Source organism: Methylobacter marinus A45, from assembly GCF_000383855.1.
GTDB classification, from domain to species: domain Bacteria; phylum Pseudomonadota; class Gammaproteobacteria; order Methylococcales; family Methylomonadaceae; genus Methylobacter; species Methylobacter marinus.
Genome location: NZ_KB912877.1, coordinates 3,655,313 through 3,677,358 on the forward strand (window position 1 = coordinate 3,655,313; position 22,046 = coordinate 3,677,358).

Genomic DNA, 22,046 nt, shown 5'->3' on the forward strand with positions numbered 1-22,046 from the left:
GATGTGTTAAATATTAAGTAGCAAATAGATTGAAATGGGGATTACGCGATTATTCTTAAATTATGTTATAACATAACAACCAAAAAGCCTGATTCGTGCGGATATTGGCCCGACTCAGGCATTCGCTCTCGCGCAAGCGGCACAAGTGCCGTGGATCTCAATTGATTTATAACTGATGATAAAGCCGGCTTTTTGGATTTCCGATGTCAGGGCGTGCATGACATCGAATGCGGCGCGCTCTTCGATCTCATGGCATTGATCGCAAATCAACAATAATTGCTCATGCTGTCTGTCGGAGCAGTTGCAGCCGACATAGGCATTAAGGCTTTCCACTTTATGAATCAGGCCCTGGCCCAATAGGAAATCCAGCGCCCGATAGACGGTTGCCGGTTTGGCGGAATAGTTCAGTGGCTTGATGTGATCGAGCAGGTCATAGGCCTTGACGGCTTTGTGGCTTTCCCAGATGAGTTCCAGTATTTTGCGGCGAATCGGAGTCATATTTACCCCTCGCTTGACGCAAAGCCGTTCCGCCATGCTGATGGCTTCGGTAATGCATTTTTTGTGATCGTGAGCAAGGGGTGCTTGTGTATTGTGAGAATCGGGTTTGCTCATGGTTGCATTATGGATTTGAACGTTAATTAACTGAATTTGACAGTCGTCAGCGGTGCGGCGGCTGTCAGGAATTCAAAAATGTTATGTTATAACATTTTAAATAAAAAAAATAGCGCTTATACGGATTGGGACGTGCTGGCTGGAATTAATGTACTGGTTACGCACGAATCATTTTATGTTTTTCTGTGAACATTGCGGTACCTGAGTCGCGCTGTAGGTGAGAATTCATTTATGCCCTATGGGGGTACTTGTGCCCAGAAGGGTTTCGCGTTGCCTGTTAGTGTGCCGGCACTCCGGCTTTTTCCTTGGTCGAATACCCTAAAGGACCAGTGAGTTCGACCCTGCGGGCGCCTGAGCCAATTATCTGCGTAGTGGCATCAGTTAATGTATTTTTAGCGGATGATCGATTAAATTGCTGCGCGTGGTTATCGTGCTAAATAGGGATTGGTTTTTTACAGGAGGTCGCATTGCATGGCCATCACCATCAATTCGGCGAGATTTTCAGCCTGCATCTTTTCCATGATATGGGCTCTGTGTACATCAATGGTGCGGTTGCTGATATCGAGTATTCTGGCGGCCTCTTTGTTGGAATGACTTCTGACTATCAGGCTCAGCACTTCTTTTTCGCGGGCCGTTAAATGATCGAGGCGGTCAAGTATCTTGCGTTTCTCCCTGAGCTGTTCCCGGGTTTGGGCATCCTTGCTAAGGGCTTCCTCGATACGGCTCAGCAGAATTTCCTCATTGAACGGTTTTTCCAGAAAATCGACGGCTCCGGCTCTGAATGCTTTTGCCGAATCCGGCACATCGGCATGGCCGCTGATGAAGATTATGGGGATATCTATGCCTCTTTTGATGAGTTCTTCCTGAAGGTCGAGTCCGCTCATGGATGGCATCCTAACGTCCAGAAGCAGGCAACTGGGTTGCTCAGGATTATAGTGATCTAAAAAGGCTTCAGCCGATTCGAAACTCATGACAGGCTGTCCTGTCGATTCGATCAATAGCGTCAGGGAATCGCGCACGGCAAATTCATCGTCAACTAAATAGACTATAGGGGTCGCCGGCTTATTGTGCGTCATCAGATTTCCTCCGTACCGGTATAGTAAAGTAAAAAGTACTGCCTTTTCCCGGTTTGCTGGCAAAGTATAATGCGCCATCATGGGATTTGATGATTGATTGGCTGATGGATAATCCCATTCCCATGCCGGACGATTTAGTCGTATAAAAAGGCGTCAATATCTTTTTTTGGCTGGACTGGCCAAGTCCGATGCCGTTGTCTTTAACTTTTACTTCTATAAAGTGATCATCATTCAGCAGTGTCTGAATAAACAGTTTTCGCGGTTTATTATGTGGTAAATTTTTTAGGGCATCAATGCTGTTTCTGACTAGATTTAAGATCACCTGTTCAATCTGAACACTATCGACATAAATGGCAGGCAGGTCGTCCGCCAGGTTAAAAGTCAATAGAATATTATATTGTTTTAAATCGGTCACCGATAAGCTGACCGCATTTTCGATCAGCGCGTTCATGTCGGCGGTCGAGCGATGTATTTTCTTGGATCTGACAAACTCCCGCATGTGATGAATGATTTGTCCTGCTTTCAAGGCCTGATCATGGGTTTTTTGCAGGATTGAGCTGAGCTTCGAAAGATCGGGTTTTTCGGCCTGAATAAAACGCAGGCAGGCCTGCGTGTAGTTGACAATCGCTGTCAGCGGTTGATTGACTTCATGGGCGATACCGGACGCCAGTTCTCCCATCAAACCCAGGCGCATAACATGGGAGAGTGCCTCCAGGTGCTATTTTTGCTGGCGCTCTTGCATCTTGCGCAGGCTGACGTCACGGACGATGCTGGTGAAATAGTCCTGGCCATCAAGCGTAAATTCGGCGATGGAGATGTCGAGTGGTACCGCGGAACCGTCCTTGCGCATGCCTTCCACTTCGCGAATGCGGCCCAGGACTTTTGGCATGTCGGCTTCCTGCTTATAGCTTTTTCGTTCCCGATGGGAGCATTTGTTTTGCGAAAGAGGCATGAGTTTATTGATGCGCCGGCCAATCAGTTCTTTCTCGGTATAGCCAAAAATGGTTTCGACCGCGGCATTCACGGAGATGATTTTGCAGGACATGTCGCAAGTAATGATACCTTCTATGGAGGCATTGAAAATGGAATTAAGCTTTGCCTCGCGTTCCAGTATCTGCTGTTTTGAATGCCTGAGGTCTTCAACCAGCTTGGTCAGGTTCTGATTGCTCTGAGACAAATCGCAATCCTGCTTAAGTACCTTTTGGGCCAGTTTTTTATTGAGATTGGCGATGGTTGCCTCGGCGCGTTTGCGTTCGGTGATGTTGTTCAAGGTCAGCCAGATTTCGCTGTCATTATCATTGATGTCATTGATTTTACCCTGGCATTCCACATAGACAACATCATCGTTGCTGTGTTTGAGCCGGACATCCAGCGTTTGATTGTTTTGTTCCGTCATCAGGCTGCGCAGGAATAAATAATACGGGTCCTGGTCAGCCGGATCAATATATTGAGCCAGCTTCCGGTTGATGAGCTTTTCCTTGGGATGGTCTAATAAACGGGCGGCGGTAAGGTTGGCTTGCAGAATCACACCGTCTTTATTCAGGGTCAGATAGCCTACCGGGGAAAGATTATACAGGTTGGCGTACAGATCACGAGAGGCGAGCAGTTCCTGATGCGTTCGGCTAAGTTCCTCATTCTGTAATTCAAGCTCTATCTGGTGAACCTGGAATTCGAACAGCAGCTTTTGAATATCCTGGCTGGACATGCGAGTAATATCGGTGCCGGATTTGCTAAGCATCGTTTCCGCCCGTTTGCGAAGGTTTTCTCGGTATTGGACCAGCAGGTGCTCCGCATCTGTTTGGAGAATTTCGTAATCGGTATTCCTGTCAAATGAATTAAACATGGCGATTGATTCCCGCGGATAGGTGAAAAAATGGGCGCACACAGTCCATGCGGGTGCTGGCCGGGGTAATGGTGCGGAATTTCAGCCTGAGCATTAGTGGAGTTTGGAGGGTTGTGCTCATGACTTATCCCGTTCGATGTCCTCGATGGTCAGCAGGATGCGCCTGTTTGTCGATGCCTGCTGTAGTAAGCGGCCATTGAGGATTAAATGTTTTTTCCCGATTACCGGGAATTCATAGCTGTGGTTAAACGCCTCAAAGGTCGTGTTGTGATTCAATGTTTTGCTTAGATGGCCGCGCAGTTGTTCCGTGTCCCAGGCAGCGCCATTGATAGTGAAGAACGATTGTTCTGTCAGATTTTCATTAGCAGGATTGAAAGCCTTATAAAATGCCGGATTGGCGGTAATGATATTGAAATTTTCATCGAGCACCAACAAGGGATGGCAGACCGTGTTGACGATCGCACTGGCCATACTGGCATCTACCGCCGCCTGTTCGGCTTTTTTCAATCTGCCGATATCGATAAACGTGATAACCAGTCCGTCAATCATGTTTTCCGCGGTTCGATACGGCAGGATACGCAACAGGTACCAGGCACCATTTGTGGATTGTACTTCCGTGTCCTTGTAAATCAGCGTTTGCAACACCGCTTTGGCATCATCGATCAAATAGTCATATTTAAGGCTTAAGGCCAGATCGCCAAGAGGTCGCCCTATGTCGCTGTTGATCAGGTTGACAATGTTGACGACCGATTTGGTGAAGCGTCTTATTTTAAGGTTGTTGTCGAGAAAAATCGTCGCGATATTCGTGCTGTTCAGAAGGTTTTGCATGTCATCATTAATCTTGGACAGGGCATCGACTTTCGTTTGAAGCTCACTGTTGATGGTATTCAGTTCTTCGTTCAATGACTGCATTTCTTCCTTGGAGGTTTCCAGTTCCTCGTTGGAGCTTTGCAATTCTTCATTGGTGGACTTGAGCTCTTCGTTCGAGGTTTCCAGCTCTTCTATCGTTGCACGCAGGGATTTTTTAGTAAACAGCAGTTCCTGCGCGAGTTGCTCTTTATCACTCTCATTGCCCGGGACCGGGTTGCTATCCTGTTCGCCAGTCTGTGTGACGAGTTTGTCATGATGCGGATGAAAACTGACTAAAAACAAATCCTGCAGCGCTTCCGGCTCGAAAATCCTCACCAGTTTCAGGTCGATCGTTTCGATGCCATTGTTGGTTTTGATTCTGAGTCCATTGCTGATGATGTCCATATCACCTTTTTTTTTGGCTTTGCGCAGCGATGTCGCCAGCGGTACGCGCAAGCCTTCCCGGGCCATTTCAATGATATTCCAGTTGGGCTGGCCTTGCGCGGGTTCCAGATAATTTCCCGTATGGCCATGAATATAAATAATTTTGCCGTGTTCGTTGATGATAATACAGACCGGTGCGTAGTATTCCAGCAACAGCTTTTCTATTTGTCGGGCGATATGACCGGGTTGAGCGATTGGTTTGGGTAATTTATGTGCCATTGACGAGACGTTGTGTGAGCTTGTCGGTAGTAAGCCGGGTTTGGATATCGGCAAATCGATATGGATGTTTTTTCGCTGATAAATCTTGCATTTTTTGTCAATGACTGAGAATAGATGGTTAAAATTGCCAATCGATTCGGATGTGCCGAGAAACAGAAGGCCGCCGGTTTTCAGCGTATAGTGGAAATGTGGGAAAATCTGCTTTTGCAGTTCGGCGCCCAGATAAATCAGCAGGTTGCGGCAACTGATCAAATCAATACGCGTGAATGGCGGGTCCTGAAGCAGATTCTGTATGGCAAATATCACGGTATCGCGGATTTCCTTGCTGATACGGTAGCGATTGTCTTCCTGATCGAAGTAGCGCGCCAGCCGATTCGGTGAAACATCGGCGGCAATCCCGATCGGATAAGTACCTTCCCGTGCCTGGTGAATGGATGACTCGTCCAGGTCGGTGGCAAAAATCTGAAAACTGTATGATTTTTTATATTGCTCGTTATACTCTTTAAGCAAAATGGCAAGGGAATAGGCCTCCTCGCCGGTGGAACAACCCGGAACCCATACACGCATTTCGTAGTTGTCGGGTTTATCTTCAAATAGTTTCGGCAAGGCAGTGTGTTTTAGCGCCTCGAATGCAGGTTCGTCTCTGAAAAAATTGGTGACGTTGATCAACAATTCCTTGAACAATTTATCTATTTCGACCGGATTCTCTTGCAAAAATCGCACGTAAGCATCCGTATTTTTGATTTGATGGATATTCATGCGCCGGTTTATGCGGCGGTTGACAGTAGTGGGTTTATAGGCCGATAAATCATGGCCTGTACGATTGCGCAACAGAATGAAAATTTTTTGGATTGGTTCGGTGGCTGCCAGCATTTCCGCCGGCTCCAGCGTCTGAAAATTGTTAAAATAAGACGCTTCAATATATTGGACCAATTGTTGCCCCATTTTTTCAGCAGGCAATATAAAATCAATATCGCCCATCGCTATGGCATTGTTGGGCATGCCGCCAAACTTTGCGGTTTCAGGGGCGTGCACCATGGTCATGCCCGACACTGCCTTAATCGTTTTAAGGCCCAAAGTGCCATCCGTGCCGATACCTGAAAGCAGGATGCCAATACTCATTTCCTGTATATCTTCCGCCAGGGAACGTAAAAAGAAATCAATAGGTAAATGCATCGTCCCATGGCTGGATCTATCCATAACATACATTCGATGATGGAATAGCGCCAGGTTTTTTCCGGGCGGGCATACAAAGATATGATTTTTTTTCAACACCATGCCGTCTTCAACGACAATAACCGGTATTTCGGTAACTCCGGATAGTAAATCGGATAATAGCTTCGTGTGCCCGGGCTGCTGGTGGTGGGTTATGATGACAAAGGCAAAACCGCTAGGCGATGAAAGATTGGAGCAAAATGCCTCCAGGGCTTCCAGCCCGTCCGCTGAAGCTCCGATGCCGACCACGGGCAGCCTGGAATTCATCAAGTGCTTTTTATAGTGCATGTCTCGAGCACTGGACTCTAATGCGATTCGTGGCTCTACTTTACTGCCGCCTGATTTCACGGAATAGAGACCTCTAAATTGCTACCTTGGCTGAATTAAGTTCTTGTTTTATCATATTTTTTTAATTATAGAAATTCAGCTTAACACACCAGATTAATGTTGAAAACAAGCGATCATCACTAGCCTCAGTGCCTTGTTTGATGAGGTGCGCAATATCAATTCAACTTATATGGGAATTAAGGAAGCATCTGAACCAATGACTCCAGCAAAGCTGGAATTGGATAGTTATGAATTTTTCCAGAATGACTGTCTTTCGATAAGTTGCGGACCACTTCTCATGAAACAGGGTCTCAATCTGAATCAAATAAAGTTTGTTAGAAAAATACTACATTTTGCGATAACCAGCCATGCGTAAAAATACTTAGGTGAATATACGAATTTGTTAATCAAGTTTTTTCTTTTATAAATATGCGAACCATAAAAATAAATTTAGAAAATCTGAAAGTTTAGCTTCTGTAAGAGCCCGTTTGGGTTAAGTATTTTTTTATGGATGCTTTTCAGGGGTTGCACGTTTTTTTGAATGGGACGGCTTTTTAAATTTAATTATGGTTGATATTCAAAAAATTCAGATGAAATAGTGAGTTCAAAATGGCAGTTAATGTATCTAAACAACATCAAAGTTTTGATTGGCAATATAAAATAGCTGGGATTGATATTGAGTTAAAAGAAAAAAAATTCATGGATGATGAATTTGAATATTACAAATCCACCAAAACCAGATCGAAGAAAAAATTTCGGCAAGACATGCAAAGATAAGTAGAAGTAATTCTGTAACCATCGGGTAATCGATCGGTAAATTATCAGTCGGCGCGTTGACCGGAATGCCGAAGGAATGAGGATAGCCGTAGGTCGATAAGGATAATCGCATCAAGTAACGATCATTAAAAACTAGTTAGATTTTGCTGTTCCTCTTCGCGTTTTTTGGAGTCGAGCGTGAAGAGGGCTCCAGTTTTTCGTATCGCAAAACAGTGGCTTAAAGAGGTCGCTTTCAAGCTGAAGTTTGGGATCCAAATGGAGAGAATCAATATGTTGATCCGATGTAAAAATTGCCACACAAATTGTCAGGCATATTTGAAGTATTCAGGCGCGGTAACACCTTTATCATGTAATGTGATGAGGGAGTAAGTAAATTATGTTCAATTTATTTAAGGATGAGTCACAAAGCGTTAACTCTTTTTTTCTGTTCATGCAGAGCTTGGCGAATCGCAATCTGGTTGCGGAAGCATTAAAAGTCAGCGAAGCTAAATACCGCAGTTTGCTCGAAAACATGGGGCTGGGCGTGATCTATCTGAGTAATGTGGGAACGGTGATCTCCGCTAACCAGGTTGCTGGACAAATAATGGGGATGCCGCTTGATAATATGATGGGGCGCGCATTGACCGATACTTGCTCAAGAATTGTTAAGGAAGACGGCTCGGTTCTTGCTCATGATCAGCATCCGGCCATGTTGGCCTTGCGTACCGGCAAGCCTGTGGAAAATGTCGTCATGGGGCTGTTTAATCATGCACAGCAAAACCATACCTGGGTGATGTCCAGTTCCGTACCGGAATTCCTACCGGGAGAGCGAGAGCCTCATCAGGTTTTTATGACTTTGACCGATATTACCCGGCGAAAGCGGGCCGAGGAGGAGTCAAGTCTGGCATCGGTTATCGTTAATAATACAGGCGAAGGCATTGTTGTCACAGATCAGGACAATAAAATCATTTCGGTGAATCCTGCCTTCACGATCTTAACCGGTTTTTCCCGTCAGGAGGTTTTGGGCAAGAGGGCTCATTGTTTTCAATCCCCAAAAGATGCCATAAAAATTGATGAGGCGTTGCGCAACAGCAGAAAAAACGGCAACAGTTGGCAAGGCGAGCTATGGCATCGGCGCAAAAATAGCGATGATTTTCCGTGCTGGACGACCATTAACCAGGTCAAGGACGCAACGGGCAGGACAACGCATCATGTTTACGTGGTTATGGACATAACCCATCTGAAAAAGGATCAGAACCGCCTCGGGTTTCTGGCCTATCATGATCCGTTGACCAAACTGCCCAATCGGATGTTATTAAAGGACCGTATCAATCATGCGCTGCAGAATGCACGCCGGGAAGGTTCTCAAGTGGCCGTTTTGTTTCTCGATCTTGACCGCTTCAAGATCATCAATGATACCTATGGGCATGCCGTTGGCGATGGTTTGTTGAAAGAAGTGGCAACGCGGATCAAGAATCTGGTCAGAAAAGAGGATACTGTCTCACGGTATGCCGGTGATGAGTTTATCGTGTTCATGGAAGATGTTTCCGATACCAAAAGTCCTGCCACTCTGGCCCGAAAGCTGATTGAGACATTTAATATCCCGGTGGAAGTCAAAGGTCATACCCTGCAAGTAACTACCAGTGTCGGCATCAGTTTGTTTCCTCGGGATGGCGATGACTCCGACAGCTTGATAAAAAATGCTGATGCAGCGATGTATCGAGCCAAAAAAGAAGGTCGCAATAATTTTCAATATTACAGACCGGAATTAACCACGCAAGCCTTTGAAAAAATGGCTGTAGAGACTGAGTTAAGGCAGTCGATAGATAAGCGTGAGCTGGTTCTGTATTACCAGCCGCGGGTTTGCCTTAAAACCGGAAACATCGCCGGTATTGAAACATTAGTGCATTGGCAGCATCCGGTAATGGGACTGATACCGCCTGCGCGCTTTATTCCCGTAGCCCAGGAAAGCGGGTTCATTCTGGCGCTGGGCGAATGGATGGTTGAGGCAGCTTGCAGACAGATGCGATGTTGGCTGGACGAGAGGGTGCCGGTAAATAAAATCGTAGTGAATGTGTCGGCGTTTCAATTACTGCGTTCCGATTTTTTAGCGACAGTGGAACGCATACTGCGCGAGCACGAGCTCTCGCCCCGTTGCCTGGAATTGGAAATTAATGAGTGCAGTCTTATGGACAATGCCGAGCACATCATCAAAGCCTTGAATGGATTGGCTGACGCAGGAATGGATTTGACTATTGCCGATTTCGGCAAGGGCTATTTTTCACTTATTAATTTAAAACGTATTCCGGTTAAGAAACTGAAAATTGACCGTTCATTCGTATCTGAAATGTTGTGCAATTCCAACTACGAAGCCGTTATTCGTTCAGTGATAGCCTTGGGAAACAGTCTGAATTTACAGGTCATTGCTCAGGGGATTGAATCCGAAGCTCAGAAAGATAAGCTGATAGAGATGGGTTGTAATTTGGGACAGGGTGATTTTTATTTTCCACTCGCTCTGCCTGACGCTAAAAATCTCACCAAGTTGATGTCGTGAAATTGATACATTTTCCAAAATCAAACAGTATTGGTTATCTTTGATGCTGAGCCTAAACATTTGATTGGGTAGGTGATTATACGGATTGTGGCTTTATTCATCTGTTCATAAAATGAACCCCAATGACTATTTCTTCGCAGTGTTTAGGAAGAAAAATGAAAGATGAATGTAAACCCGTACAACATATACCCACTACCGCTATCGATCCCGAAGTATTTCGGGATATGGTGGCAGAACGCGCTTTCTGCAAAGCCGAAAAAAGAGGTTTTGCAGCCGGACACGAACTAGAAGACTGGCTTGAAGCCGAACAGGAAATTAACAATCAGTGTTTCTATTGGTTTCAGGAAGTAGAGTGATTCTCTATTAACAGGAATTTCCCACTCTCTGCAGTCTTTATCCAAAATAAATTTAATTATTAATGTGTAAATACACGGAATCATACTCTATGGTATTCGATATGAAGCGAAACAAAGTAATTGATGTTCCACGCTTTGACAACAAGTCCGCGGAACTTAAGCGATGCATCGCTTTTCATGAAGCTGGGCATGCGACAGCTATTTATTTAAACAACAAGGCACGTGATCTTCCCCCGGTTTTCTTTCAAATCTTATTTAAGGATATAAAAGAAGCGTCTCCCGAAGACTTTGAAAATGCAGGCCACACAGTTCCGGGTGAATGTATCGCTAAAGTGGAAGGAGGACGGTTAATTCAGTCGTTGCCTCATTCGATGGAAGCCTTGCTGGAAAAAATAACAGGCCAGGATGACGCAATGAGTCGGACGGTAAAAGATTATGTCACCGCTTTTGATGCGGACATCGTTAACTTGCTGGTCGGTCCATTGGCCGAAGCCAAACATGTTGCTGAAACCGATAACGAGTTATTCAATCATCGTTTGGTCAATATAAACGCGTTGAAGAATTATGGCGGCAGTTCTGATATTGAATCGGCTTATGAATATTTACAGAGTTACTCATCCAACAAACAGCAACAGGATGAGAAATTGAATGAGTTATTTAATGTAGCCTTTAACTTTGTAAACGATCATGAAAACTGGAAAGCGATTTCCAAACTGGCCGGTTATATTGCCGATTCGAATAAAAATACGATCAGCTGTGAAGAGGTTATTGCCGTGCTTGAGTCATCGAATACGATTGATTTCGCACATGAAATGCCGCAAATTGATCGCCGTGCGGCATGTGCCTGAATGGTAAGGGCTTTCCAGGCTGCACGGATGCAATGCCAATCAAATAGAGATTAAAACGCGCCCGCCAGGCGGTTGGGGAGTCATTTTTCTATGATCACAGAAAGCGCTTCATGGGTGCGGAAGCGGTCTTATTCGCATTTCTTCAGGGGCAGGCGGATATCCGCCCATAGGCGATTTGGACCGCTCATCATTTAAATATCTGTGCCGCTTTTAATGCACCGCTTTAGGTTGAGGGATCAGTATAATGGATAAGCCGGAAAACAATATTAAGACTTTATTAATCAATCTATACAACTACCTGAAGAACTTGTTGCAGACCGTTTCCGGTTTTTTTTCCAGGCAGGAGCCAGAGGTTGAACTTAATAAACCCGTGGCTGAAAAAACGCCCGGCTCCAAGCAGCGCAAAATCATTTACCTGGCGCTATTATTCATACTGACCCTGTCTGTGCTAAACAGCATCCAGGAAGTTCAACGCGATGAAATCCCTTACAGCCAGTTTCTTAAATATCTGAAAGAAGCAAAAATCGAGAAGGCCGTCGTTACCGAGCGTTACATCACCGGCGTGATCAAATCCGACGATCCGAACGAGCCATCCAGGCCATTCATGACGGTACCGCTGTGGCAAAACGATCTGGCTGAAATGCTGGAACAGAATAATGTTGAATATGTAGTCAGGAGCGGGGAAAACTGGTTGGCCAATATTCTGTTCAACTGGATCATACCGATTCTAATATTCGTCTTTATCTGGTCCTGGATTATTCGCCGTACTACCGGGGGACAAAGGGAATTTCTGAATCTGGGTAATAAAATTCGTATTCACCAGGATACGTTGCCCAAGATTACCTTTGACGATGTGGCCGGCGCCGACAGCGCCAAGCAGGAACTGAAAGAGTCCATAGATTTTTTGAAATCACCGGAAAAAATTCAACGACTGGGCGGGCGCATGCCCAAGGGCATATTGCTGGTCGGACAGCCCGGAACCGGTAAAACCTTGCTGGCACGAGCGGTTTCCGGCGAAGCGGGCGTGCCCTTCTTTAATATCAGTGGTTCCGAATTCATCGAATTGTTCGTCGGGGTGGGCGCCGCCCGGGTTCGCGACCTGTTCGAACAGGCGCGCAATAAAGCCCCCTGCATGATCTTTATCGACGAACTTGATGCCATCGGCCGGTCGCGCAGTGGGCCGGTAACATTCGGCGGTCATGACGAACGCGAACAGACTCTGAACCAGTTGCTGACCGAAATGGACGGTTTTGATACGTCGGTCGGCGTGGTGGTCATGGCGGCAACCAACCGTCCCGAGATTCTGGATAAAGCGCTGTTGCGCGCCGGGCGCTTCGATCGTCAGATTATAGTTGATAAACCGGATCTGCAGGATCGCATCGAGATTCTTAAATTACATACCAAGGCAATGGTTATGTCCGATGACATCGATATCACCGTAGTGGCCAAACGCACGCCGGGACTGGTCGGCGCCGACCTCGCCAACATCGCCAATGAGGCGGCAATCATAGCGACGCGGGTTGGCCACAACAAAGTCGAAATGGAAGATTTCGAAGCCGCTATCGATCGCATACTCGCCGGTCCTGAAAAGAAAAATCGCGCATTAGGTCCCGATGAAAAACGCAGGGTCGCCTACCATGAAGCGGGGCACGCGCTGGTCGCCGAACATGTGCCGACCGGACAACCGGTGCATAAAATTTCTATTATTCCTCGCGGTGTATCGTCTCTGGGTTTTACATTGCAACTGCCCGTGGAGGAAAAGTTTATGTCGACTGAAAATGAGCTTAAGGATCAATTGGCTATTTTGATGGGGGGGCGTATTGCCGAGGAATTAGCTCTGGGAACCATCTCGACCGGTGCCCAGAATGATTTGGAAAAAGCCAGCGAGATTGCCCGCAATATGATTTGCAGTCTGGGCATGAGCAAAAAGCTGGGGCCGTTGACTTACGGCAAACGGCAACAGTTGCAATTTTTGGAAACGGAAGTGTCGGAATCCCGTAATTACAGCGATGAGACTGCTCGTCTTATTGATAATGAAATCAAGGCGTTGGTTGAGGAAGCCGAAGCGCGCGCCCGTGAAGTGATTAGCACCAATCGGGAGGTGCTGGATAAGTTGGCGAATTTGTTGCAAGAAAAAGAAGTCGTTATTAGGGAAGAAATTACAGCACTACTTAAAAGCGAGATGAAACAGTGAATATGCATGCAATCCTAGAACAAAAACAATTCAATCAGCACCGGCTGACTAATTTTTTTCAGTCGATGATTTTACTTGGTTCAATGCTATTCCTATTAGCCCTTATCAGTTATTTGTTAACGGGGCTGGAAGGATTAAAGTGGATGGTGATGATCAGCATAGCCCTGCTGCCCATTGTCATCAAGTTCTCGCCCGATATCATTCTTAATCTGTATCGGGCAAAGCCGATGAGTCATAATGAGATTCCCGGGCTGCAAAAACTGGTTTCGGAATTGGCGGAAAGCGCTAAACTTGGGGCCGTTCCACAACTGTATTATGTGTCCAGCCGCACCATGAATGTTTTTGCCATAGGTAACCATGATAAATCCGCTATCGTGCTGACTGACGGCCTGCTGCGCGCACTGAGCGTGCGTGAACTTACCGCTGTTATCGCCCATGAAATCATCCATATCAACAATAATGACATTCAGGTGATGGATATCGCCGATATGCTGAGCCGAATGACCAGTTTGTTGTCTACTTTGGGTCAGTTATTATTGCTGATCAACTTGCCGATGTTTCTGCTGACCGGGGTTGTAGTGCCTTGGACGGCAATAATAATGATGCTTTTTGCACCTATTATCAATAGCCTGCTACAGCTCGCGTTGTCGAGAGCGCGCGAGTTTGAAGCCGATGTGAATGCCGTTTACCTGACAGGCGACCCGGATGGATTGGCGAGCGCATTATTCAAGATGGAATATTATAGCGCGGGCTTGTTCGAGTGGTTGTTTCTGGCCGGACACGGAACGCCTGAACCGTCATTGCTAAGAACGCATCCTGCGACCGAGGAACGGATAAAACATTTGAAATCCTCTTTCAAAATAATGCATAACCCTGCCACCGATTCCTCGGGGCTCTCCAAACCGCTCACGATTCCATTACATTTACAAAGAGTCCAGCGCAGGCCACGCTGGAGAATAGGCGGTTTATGGTATTGAGCCCGGCCTGTTGCCCAAATTGCAGAGGCCCGACCGCTGAGAAAATTTGTATTGGAGCAATTTCAGGCCGGGGTGGCTATTTTCCTGTCCCGGCTTTTCCATCAATCCGGGTAACGAGAGCAAGTCATTCGGGTCCTTAATAGCCGACAGGCGCTCCCGGTCCGTCTGAGTCGCTACTCAATAACGACCGCCGTTCCGCTGGCAGAAACCATTAACATGCCATTCCCTTTACCAAGAACCTCATAGTCGAGGTCAATTCCGACGATGGCATTTGCCCCCATGTCTTGCGCTTGCTGCCGCAATTCCTGAAGCGCGATTTCCCGGGCATGTTGAAGCTCCCTTTCATAAGTGGCGGATCTTCCACCAACCAAATCTCTGATTCCCGCGAAAAAGTCCTTGAACAAATTTGCGCCGAGGATGGCTTCGCCGGCTACAACACCACAGTATTGTGTGATTTTCTTGCCTTCGATATTCGGGGTGGTGGTAATCAACATGGTTTGTCCTCAGTCGGTTTTGGAGTGGTGTGCTTAAGTATAGCCATACAATTTAAATTCTAAATCACGAAATCATGCCTTGGAATCAAACTATTGACGCTGTAATATCCGGTCAGGACTTTACCTCTCGGCAACTGCCCCTGCATTACTCTACTACACGCCATCCATGGCATTATGCATTTTCTGAATTCATTACATTCCTGTAATTCAGCGGTTGCCGAGGACACGAAAAAAAATAAATTAAATCAATGCATTAAACTTCGTGCTCTCGATTACTTCCAGACACAATTTTATCACCTCCATCTTTAGGGACGTTCGTGCCATCCGTGCTTAAATCCTTCAAATTGAATACTTTCACACTCTCAAAATTGCTGCTTCATAAAAGAGAATTTTCCCGATCTCAGGCAAAAATTTGCCATTTAAGGTTAAAAATCACAGAAAAATGTAATAGAATCAAAAATAATAACATTAAAAAAATAGTGGTATTTAGGGTGGGTTGACAGTCAATCGATTAGCATGGAGCAGGGGGGAACTGTTTGTCACTGATTAAGTCGAATGTTTTGTTAATATAATGCGACTGGCACTAATCAGTTGACTTGTGTAAAAGAGGAGAGTGTTCGCAAGGATGAGAGAGATATTGCATGGCGGTTTTGTGCCGGCCATATGGGTAAGCAATGACCCATACAGTAGAGAAAAAACCAGTTTGTCGTTTCAAACAGAATCCTATAAGCAATTATCAAATCACACATCAAGGGTTTGATTGTCATTCAAGACCCACCACAAAATATTGAAAATACTGCCGTTTTTATTTTATTCGGGCGTTAAGAAAGAAATTTGCGCCAGATTCGTTTAAAATAGTCGCGTTTGTATTCTTTCCGTTTTATATCGGCGAGTTATTTTATGAGTGAAATTTTCCGAGGTCATGTTATGCGTAAAAAACTTCTTACCATTAGTTGGAGTATTGCGATGCTCCTTATGCCTCCCTGGATACAGGCAGCTAATGATTTACCACCTTCGGCCAAAGTTGAAATGGGAGAGGTGGAAGAGGTATGTTCTGACTTCACGCCAAAAGAATGGCGCCAGGATCAGGTTATTGATGGGGTACAGATACAGGCGTCAAAGTTGTGTACGCCTGATAACCCTGCCGAAATTGCCGCTTTTGTTAAAGGCACGAATGGCATTTCCATGGAAACCTTGATGGAAACTCAACTGGCCGCCGATGCCATCACCAAATCGGATGATATGGATGGCGATGGCGACCCCGACAAAATTGTCATCAAACTCGAAATCGTCGAACTGAACGGTCATTCCCCCGATAGCCCTGAATTGACTACCCAGTTTGATATAGCGCCGGGTATACGGCCGACTTTCTGGGTCTTTGCGCCCAAGACCCGTGATATGTCGACCTTAAGCTTATATGAGCCTCAGGCCAATCCTTTGCTGCGCGTGCCATCGCCGGCTATCCGTGTCGAACAGGATGACGTGGTCTGGCTGGTTGTTGAAAACACCCATTATCTGCCGCATTCCCTGCATCTGCATGGTGTAGATCATCCCTATATGGACCGCATGGACCACGGCAACGATGGCGTAGGTCAGACCAGCAACATGGATATCATGCCAGGCGAAAGTAAAACCTATGTGTTCAGGCCGCGTCAACCGGGAACCATGTATTACCACTGCCACGTGCAGCCACACACCCATATTCCCATGGGCCTGCAAGGGATGCTCATCATTGAGGAAAATCGCCCGAACAACTGGCTGCAAACCTTTAACGTCGGTAATGGCCAAGTGCGTCATCCATCGGTGGCCGTCCAGGAAAAATACGCCAGGGAATATGACTTGCATTATGAGTCTGCCGATAAGGAACTGCATGAAATTGTCGCTAGATCAGCCAATGATCCGCGCCTGCTTGCCAAACATCTGAATGTCGATTACGACGTAACCGAAGCGACCGATGACTATTTCATGCTCAACGGCCGTTCTTTCCCTTATACATTAAGGGAATCGCTGATCGAGATGGAGTCGGATAAGAAGGTCAAATTGCGTATTTTGAATGGCCATACCGAAGCTTTGGGTGTCCATATCCATGGTCACAAACCAACCATCACGCATTATGACGGCGTCGATAACGGCCCGAGTTCATATATCACGCGCGATGTGCATGCCATGGTTCCCGCCCAGCGTATCGATCTGGAATTGAGCGGTGTTGATGACGGTCTACATAGCTTTGGCCAGGGCATCTGGATGTTCCATGATCATGTCGAAAAGTCCTTTACGACCAACGGTACGGGCGAGGGCGGCGATATCAGCCTGGTAGTCTATAAAGACTTTCTGGATGAAAAAGGCATCCCTAAAACGCATGGCATGAGCCTGACACCTTACTTCTCGAAGGATTTCTGGAAGAAAAATTATCCGATCTGGCAGGACTATGACGCTTGGCGCAGTTTAGGTTTGCCTGAGGTTAAAGGCGCCGAAGGCCAGGCAACTTCGGCCACGGCTACAGTTCCTGCTCAACAGGCAGCGGTCGGATCTGCGCCGGCTGTTGAGGAAACCTCTGCCATCGGCAGACTGTTCTATGGCATTCTGCTGGGTCTGTTTAGCTATGTGCTGATCGTTAAAAGGCAGTTCATTTTCGATCACCTGCGCAAGCTGACAAAACAGCAGTAAAAGTGTAATCAAGAAGCGTCGGGCCTTGTTCCGATGCTTGGTCGAATAAAAGCCACCGCCGGTAAACCGGCGGTGGCTTTTTTATGTTTCTCTAGCGCCTGCGCAATAAGGCATTCTTGAGCTGCCACTGGTCTTGGGGCGCGATATCTTCCAGAAAATCGACTTTTCCCCGTAGTCCCATGGCGGCCGGGACACCATCGCGGTACAGAATACGCCGGCTTGCCTGCGTCGGCACGCGCAGACCGAGCGTGATGATGCCGGTCAGATTCAACGGATCGGCAGCGCTGATGGCGATCAGGTCGCCGCGTTTCGCCTGCTTGCGAATGTCGCGCAAAACGCCGACCGCCTCCGGCAGCGCATACTGCTCGCCGGCGAAGCCCTGCACGAAGCGCCCGCCACGCAGTTCGCCGCGTGCTTCCATGCGTCGGAACACATACAGCAGTTCCCGCCAGCTCGGCAGGTTGTTTTCCTGCTCGAGCACTTTCCGGAACACGACGCCATAACGGCGCAGCAAGACCTGCGCAATGTGCTCGCAATGCTGGTGGCGCTCCGTTTCGGCCGCCGGATGTTTGCGGATCAGCGACCAGCGGCCGGCCGCCGCGAACGGATCGTAAAACGAATAGCGCTGGCTGAGCCGGTGCTGGGTTTGCCGGGACGTAATCAGCGTGCGCAATCCCTGAAAACTGTCGGCCGTGACCAGACCCCAGGCGCTCAGCTCGGCCAGCGCTTCTTCCAGTTGCGACTTCAGCAGCCCGGTTTCGCCGAGCAGTTCCTCGAAGAAACTGGCGCCCCATTGTTTCAGCGCCTCGTAAACTTTTTCGGCTTTGCCCGACAATTCCAGCGCTTCAATAGCCGGCAGCGGCGCGTAGGCGCGCCAGTGCGGCAGATGCGCGCGGGCGATGAAACTGAAAGCCGTGCTCTTGCCGGCCGGGCTCTTGCGTTTTGCGGCGCCGGCGGGCAGGTGCAGGCGCAGCCAGCTGATCTTGCCGGCGCTGCACAGCTTGTCGAGATCGGACGGCGCGTAGGGCCGGATGCGCGCTGGCAGGATATCGGCCTCCCAGCTGGCCGCCGGCAGACTCAATCCCTCAAGCTGCAACAAGCGCTGCTGCAACGCCGTTTCGCCGGTGCCCGGATCGTCCAGGCCCTGCCAGCGGAACAGAAAGCGCATGAAGTCGGCCGGCGATACCGGCTCGATCTCGCTGCGCAGCTGTTTCAGCGTGTAGCGATGGATGCGGGCCAGCAAGCCGCGCTCGCACCATTCGGTGGTTTCGGCGCCCGGGGTGAATTTGCCCTGAATGATGCCGCCTTCCTGTTGCAGGGCGAGCAGGGCGATTTCAATTTCGGATACATCGAGCCGCAGCGATAAGGCCAGTTGCGAGGCCGTGACCGGCCCCAGCCCTTCCAGGCGGCTGCTCAGGATTTCGACCAGCGCACTGTCGCGATCCGAGGCTTCGTTCGCATCCACAGGCCGGATCACCGGGTCGATCCTGGCATCGGAGAAAACTAATTGCAGCGCTTTCAGCCGCTCGGCCGCGACCCACAGGCGCGTATCGTCGGCTATAGTCATGACCGTCGCGCGCTTGGCCTTGATCAGCGTTTCCAGCAGCTCAGGCCAGCCGTGCGCGAGACGCTCATGCAATGACGACAGCGGGCCGCGCTCGCCTTCGGCCTCGGTCAGAAAGCCCAGCACCACCAGCGCGTCATGCAGTTCGTCGGGTGTGTGCGCCTCGGGCCAGGCCTCCATGCGTACGCGCGCGATGGCCTCGGGATTCAGATGGCCGGTTTCGGCGGCCGTCTGCGGGTCCATGAAGCGGCGCTGCTGCACGGCCAGCGTACGACGCTCCTCGGCCGGGGCGTCGTCCAGAAACGCATAGGGCCGTGCGTTCAGGATTTCCAGCGCCAGCGGCGACGGGCTGGCCAGATCGCGCGCAACAATGTCGACCGTGCCCTGTTCGATGCCGGCCAGCAGGCGCTCCAAACCGTCGATATCCATCAGCTCATGCAGGCAGTCGGACAAGGTCTGATTGACCAGCGGATGGTCGGGCACTTCGCGGTCGCCGGCGATATTCTCGAAACAGGCGAGCTGATCGGGAAAAATCACCGCGATCAGATCCTCGGCGTTGTTGCGCTGGAAATAGGCCGGGACTTTCTTGCCGGCGCGGTTGCGCGGCACGGCCAGCGCCGTGTTGGCGACCCAGCGCCAGCGCGTCGGGAACATCGGCGCCGCCAGCAGCGCTTGAACCAGTATGTCCTTGACGGTCGCGGCTTTCAGGTACTGTGCGGGCTCTTCCAAGGGAAAGCTGTGCGTCGGCCCCAGTGACAGCACGATATTGTCCTCGCCGGCCGCGGCCTGCAGCTCGAAGTTGAAGCGCCGGCAGAAGCGCTTGCGCAGCGCCAGCCCCCAGGCCCGGTTGATGCGCGAACCGTACGGCGAGTGGACGACGAAGTGCATGTCGCCCGTTTCATCGAAGAAACGCTCGAACACGATGCGCTGGTGCGTCGGCAGCACGGTCAAGGCCGCCTTGGCCGCGGCCAGATACAGCAGCAGTTGTTCTGCCGCGGCGGCAGGCAGTTGCAGGTCGTCGGCCAGATAGCGGCAGGCGGCTTCCTGGCCGAGTTCGAGTCTGGCGTCCAGCGCCGCGCGCAGATCGGACACGGCCTGCGACAGTTCATCGCTGCGGCCCGGCGCTTCGCCGAACCAGAACGGAATATTGGGCGGCTGGCCGTGCGCGTCCTCGACGTACACGCGGCCCTGCTCGATTTTGAGCATGCGATAGGAATTGTTGCCGAGCTGGAAGATGTCGCCGGGCAGGCTTTCGAACGCGAAATCCTCGTTCAGCGTGCCGACGAACAGCCCTTCCGGCTGCATGATCACATCGTAGTCGAACTGGTCGGGAATGGCGCCGCCGTTCGTCAGTGCGGTCAGCTTGGCGCCCTTGCGCGGTCGCAGCAGGCCGTTGACGGCATCGCGGTGCAGGTAGGCGCTGCGCCGGCCGCGCTGCGTGTGGAAGCCGTCGCTGAGCATCTTGACGACGTCGAGAAACTGCTGGTAGCTCAGCTCGCGGTAATGCCAGGCGGCGACGAAGGCTTTGAACAGTTCGGCTTCCTGCCATTCGCGGCAGGCGACTTCGGCCACGATCTGCTGCGCCAGCACATCCAGCGGCGCGTCCGGCATCTGGATGCGGTCCAGTTCATCGCGCCCGATCGCGGCCAGCATGGCCGTGCATTCAACCAGATCGTCGCGCGACAGCGGAAACAGGCGGCCTTTCGGTACGGCGCCGAGTTGGTGCCCGGAACGCCCGACCCGCTGCAGGAAGGTCGAGATCGCATGCGGCGAGCCGAGCTGGCAGACCAGATCGACGTCGCCGATGTCGATGCCCAGTTCCAGAGAAGCGGTCGCGACCAGCGCTTTCAGCGAGCCCTGCTTCAGGCGCTGTTCGGCCGACAGCCGGTGTTCCTTGGCGAGACTGCCGTGATGCGCCGTGACGTACTGTTCGCCCAGCCGTTCGGCCAGCGCCGCGGCCGCGCGCTCGGCCAGACGCCGCGTGTTGACGAAGATCAGTGTCGTGCGGTGCTGGCCGATCAGTTCTTCCAGCCGGTTATAGATCTCGCCCCAGACTTCCGCCGCCATGACCGCTTCCAGAGGCGAGCCCGTGACTTCGATCTGCAGATCCCTCTGGCGCACGTGGCCCGTATCGATGATCGTGCAGTCGGCCGCCGTCGTGCCGGTCAGATAGCGCGCTACCGTTTCGATGGGTTTCTGCGTGGCCGACAGGCCGATGCGCACGGGCGGGGTTGCGGTCAGCTGCGCCAGACGCTCCAGCGACAGCGCCAGATGCGCGCCGCGCTTGCTGCCGGCCAGTGCGTGAATCTCGTCGACGATGACGCTGCGCACGGTGCTGAGCATGGCGCGCCCCGAATCCGAGGTGAGCAGGATATACAGCGATTCGGGCGTCGTGACCAGGATGTGCGGCGGCCAGCGCTTCATGGCGTGGCGTTCGGCCGGCGAGGTGTCGCCGGTGCGGGTCTGCGCGCGGATCAGCACGTCGGGCAGGCCAAAGGCGGCCAAGCCCTCGCGGATGCCGCTCAGCGGCTCTTCCAGATTCTTGTGAATATCGTTCGACAGCGCCTTCAGCGGCGAGATGTAGAGAATGCGCGTTTCATCGGGCAGCGGCGATTCCAGTCCCTGTTGCACCAGCTGGTCGATCGCGGCCAGAAACGCCGCCAGCGTCTTGCCCGATCCGGTAGGCGCCGCGATGAGCGTGGATTTGCCGGCGCGTATGGTCGGCCAGGACTGGCATTGCACGTCCGATGGGGCATCGAAATGCGCGTTGAACCATTGGGCGATAACGGGATGAAACGATGTTAGGGGCATGGCGCTGACTGATGACAAGGGATAAAATATTCCAGTGAAGAAGCTAATGTTCGATAGGGTCTAGCTTCAACCGTTGCATAGTCTAGCATTGAGAGGTTGCGGTTTGCTTGACTATCTATCATCCAGTGGTAGGGCGGCTGCTCTATATTTATTACTGCGGAATAAATGTAAAAATATCTATTGTTTCAATAGCTTGAATTTTCCATGTGTGATAGTGTAACAATTTTGTCATACTTTCTC

14 protein-coding genes are annotated in these 22,046 nt (G+C 49.9%); 7 read left to right on the plus strand and 7 right to left on the minus strand.

All coding sequences use genetic code 11. The features are described 5' to 3' along the window. Positions 1 to 114: 114 nt before the first annotated feature. The 5 genes from METMA_RS24920 to METMA_RS24930 all read right to left on the minus strand — a co-directional run bounded on the left by METMA_RS24920 (position 115) and on the right by METMA_RS24930 (position 6,546). The gene (locus METMA_RS24920; RefSeq protein ID WP_036250485.1) at positions 115 to 612 is read right to left on the minus strand and encodes a transcriptional repressor; all 498 of its coding nucleotides are present in this window, start codon (positions 610 to 612) and stop codon (positions 115 to 117) included. A 452-nt stretch (positions 613 to 1,064) separates the two neighbouring features. Next, the gene (locus METMA_RS0117350; protein WP_020160379.1) at positions 1,065 to 1,688 is read right to left on the minus strand and encodes a response regulator transcription factor; all 624 of its coding nucleotides are present in this window, start codon (positions 1,686 to 1,688) and stop codon (positions 1,065 to 1,067) included. Next, positions 1,675 to 2,382 (minus strand): sensor histidine kinase, encoded by a 708-nt coding sequence (locus METMA_RS25875; RefSeq protein ID WP_020160380.1) that lies wholly within the window; start codon positions 2,380 to 2,382, stop codon positions 1,675 to 1,677. The genes METMA_RS0117350 and METMA_RS25875 overlap by 14 nt, the downstream gene beginning before the upstream one ends. Positions 2,383 to 2,406: 24 nt before the next feature. Next, complete coding sequence (locus METMA_RS25880; protein ID WP_156830537.1) at positions 2,407 to 3,531, minus strand: PAS domain-containing protein; 1,125 nt, start codon at positions 3,529 to 3,531, stop codon at positions 2,407 to 2,409. Positions 3,532 to 3,648: 117 nt separating this feature from the next. Next, the gene (locus tag METMA_RS24930; protein WP_040590651.1) at positions 3,649 to 6,546 is read right to left on the minus strand and encodes a CheR family methyltransferase; all 2,898 of its coding nucleotides are present in this window, start codon (positions 6,544 to 6,546) and stop codon (positions 3,649 to 3,651) included. A 648-nt stretch (positions 6,547 to 7,194) separates the two neighbouring features. Between METMA_RS24930 and METMA_RS27110 the strand changes: the two genes are divergently transcribed. From METMA_RS27110 to METMA_RS0117390, 6 genes are all read left to right on the plus strand, one after another. Then, complete coding sequence (locus METMA_RS27110; RefSeq protein WP_020160383.1) at positions 7,195 to 7,362, plus strand: hypothetical protein; 168 nt, start codon at positions 7,195 to 7,197, stop codon at positions 7,360 to 7,362. Positions 7,363 to 7,738: 376 nt separating this feature from the next. Then, complete coding sequence (locus METMA_RS0117370; protein ID WP_020160384.1) at positions 7,739 to 9,895, plus strand: sensor domain-containing protein; 2,157 nt, start codon at positions 7,739 to 7,741, stop codon at positions 9,893 to 9,895. Between the two features lie 155 nt (positions 9,896 to 10,050). Next, positions 10,051 to 10,251, plus strand: coding sequence for a DUF2934 domain-containing protein (locus METMA_RS24935; RefSeq protein WP_020160385.1), 201 nt, complete (start codon positions 10,051 to 10,053; stop codon positions 10,249 to 10,251). Positions 10,252 to 10,352: 101 nt separating this feature from the next. Continuing rightward, a complete protein-coding gene (locus METMA_RS0117380; protein ID WP_152565067.1) occupies positions 10,353 to 11,099 on the plus strand; it encodes a hypothetical protein in 747 nt (248 codons plus the stop codon). 244 nt (positions 11,100 to 11,343) lie between these two features. Beyond that, positions 11,344 to 13,293 carry an ATP-dependent zinc metalloprotease FtsH gene (gene ftsH / locus METMA_RS0117385; RefSeq protein ID WP_020160387.1) on the plus strand — a complete coding sequence of 650 codons (1,950 nt, stop codon included), beginning with the start codon at positions 11,344 to 11,346 and terminating at the stop codon, positions 13,291 to 13,293. 149 nt (positions 13,294 to 13,442) lie between these two features. Next, entirely contained in the window at positions 13,443 to 14,270 is an 828-nt protein-coding gene (locus tag METMA_RS0117390) for a zinc metalloprotease HtpX (protein WP_161786416.1), read from the plus strand. Positions 14,271 to 14,443: 173 nt separating this feature from the next. On the opposite strand, the gene METMA_RS0117395 is transcribed toward METMA_RS0117390, so the two are convergent. Continuing rightward, complete coding sequence (locus tag METMA_RS0117395; protein WP_020160389.1) at positions 14,444 to 14,764, minus strand: heavy metal-binding domain-containing protein; 321 nt, start codon at positions 14,762 to 14,764, stop codon at positions 14,444 to 14,446. A 927-nt stretch (positions 14,765 to 15,691) separates the two neighbouring features. On the opposite strand from METMA_RS0117395, the gene METMA_RS0117400 reads away from it, so the two are divergent. Beyond that, positions 15,692 to 17,431, plus strand: coding sequence for a multicopper oxidase domain-containing protein (locus METMA_RS0117400; protein ID WP_027147419.1), 1,740 nt, complete (start codon positions 15,692 to 15,694; stop codon positions 17,429 to 17,431). A gap of 91 nt (positions 17,432 to 17,522) precedes the next feature. Here the strand turns inward: METMA_RS0117400 and METMA_RS0117405 are convergent, their stop codons facing one another. Further along, positions 17,523 to 21,806 carry a DEAD/DEAH box helicase gene (locus METMA_RS0117405; RefSeq protein ID WP_020160391.1) on the minus strand — a complete coding sequence of 1,428 codons (4,284 nt, stop codon included), beginning with the start codon at positions 21,804 to 21,806 and terminating at the stop codon, positions 17,523 to 17,525. Positions 21,807 to 22,046: the final 240 nt, after the last annotated feature.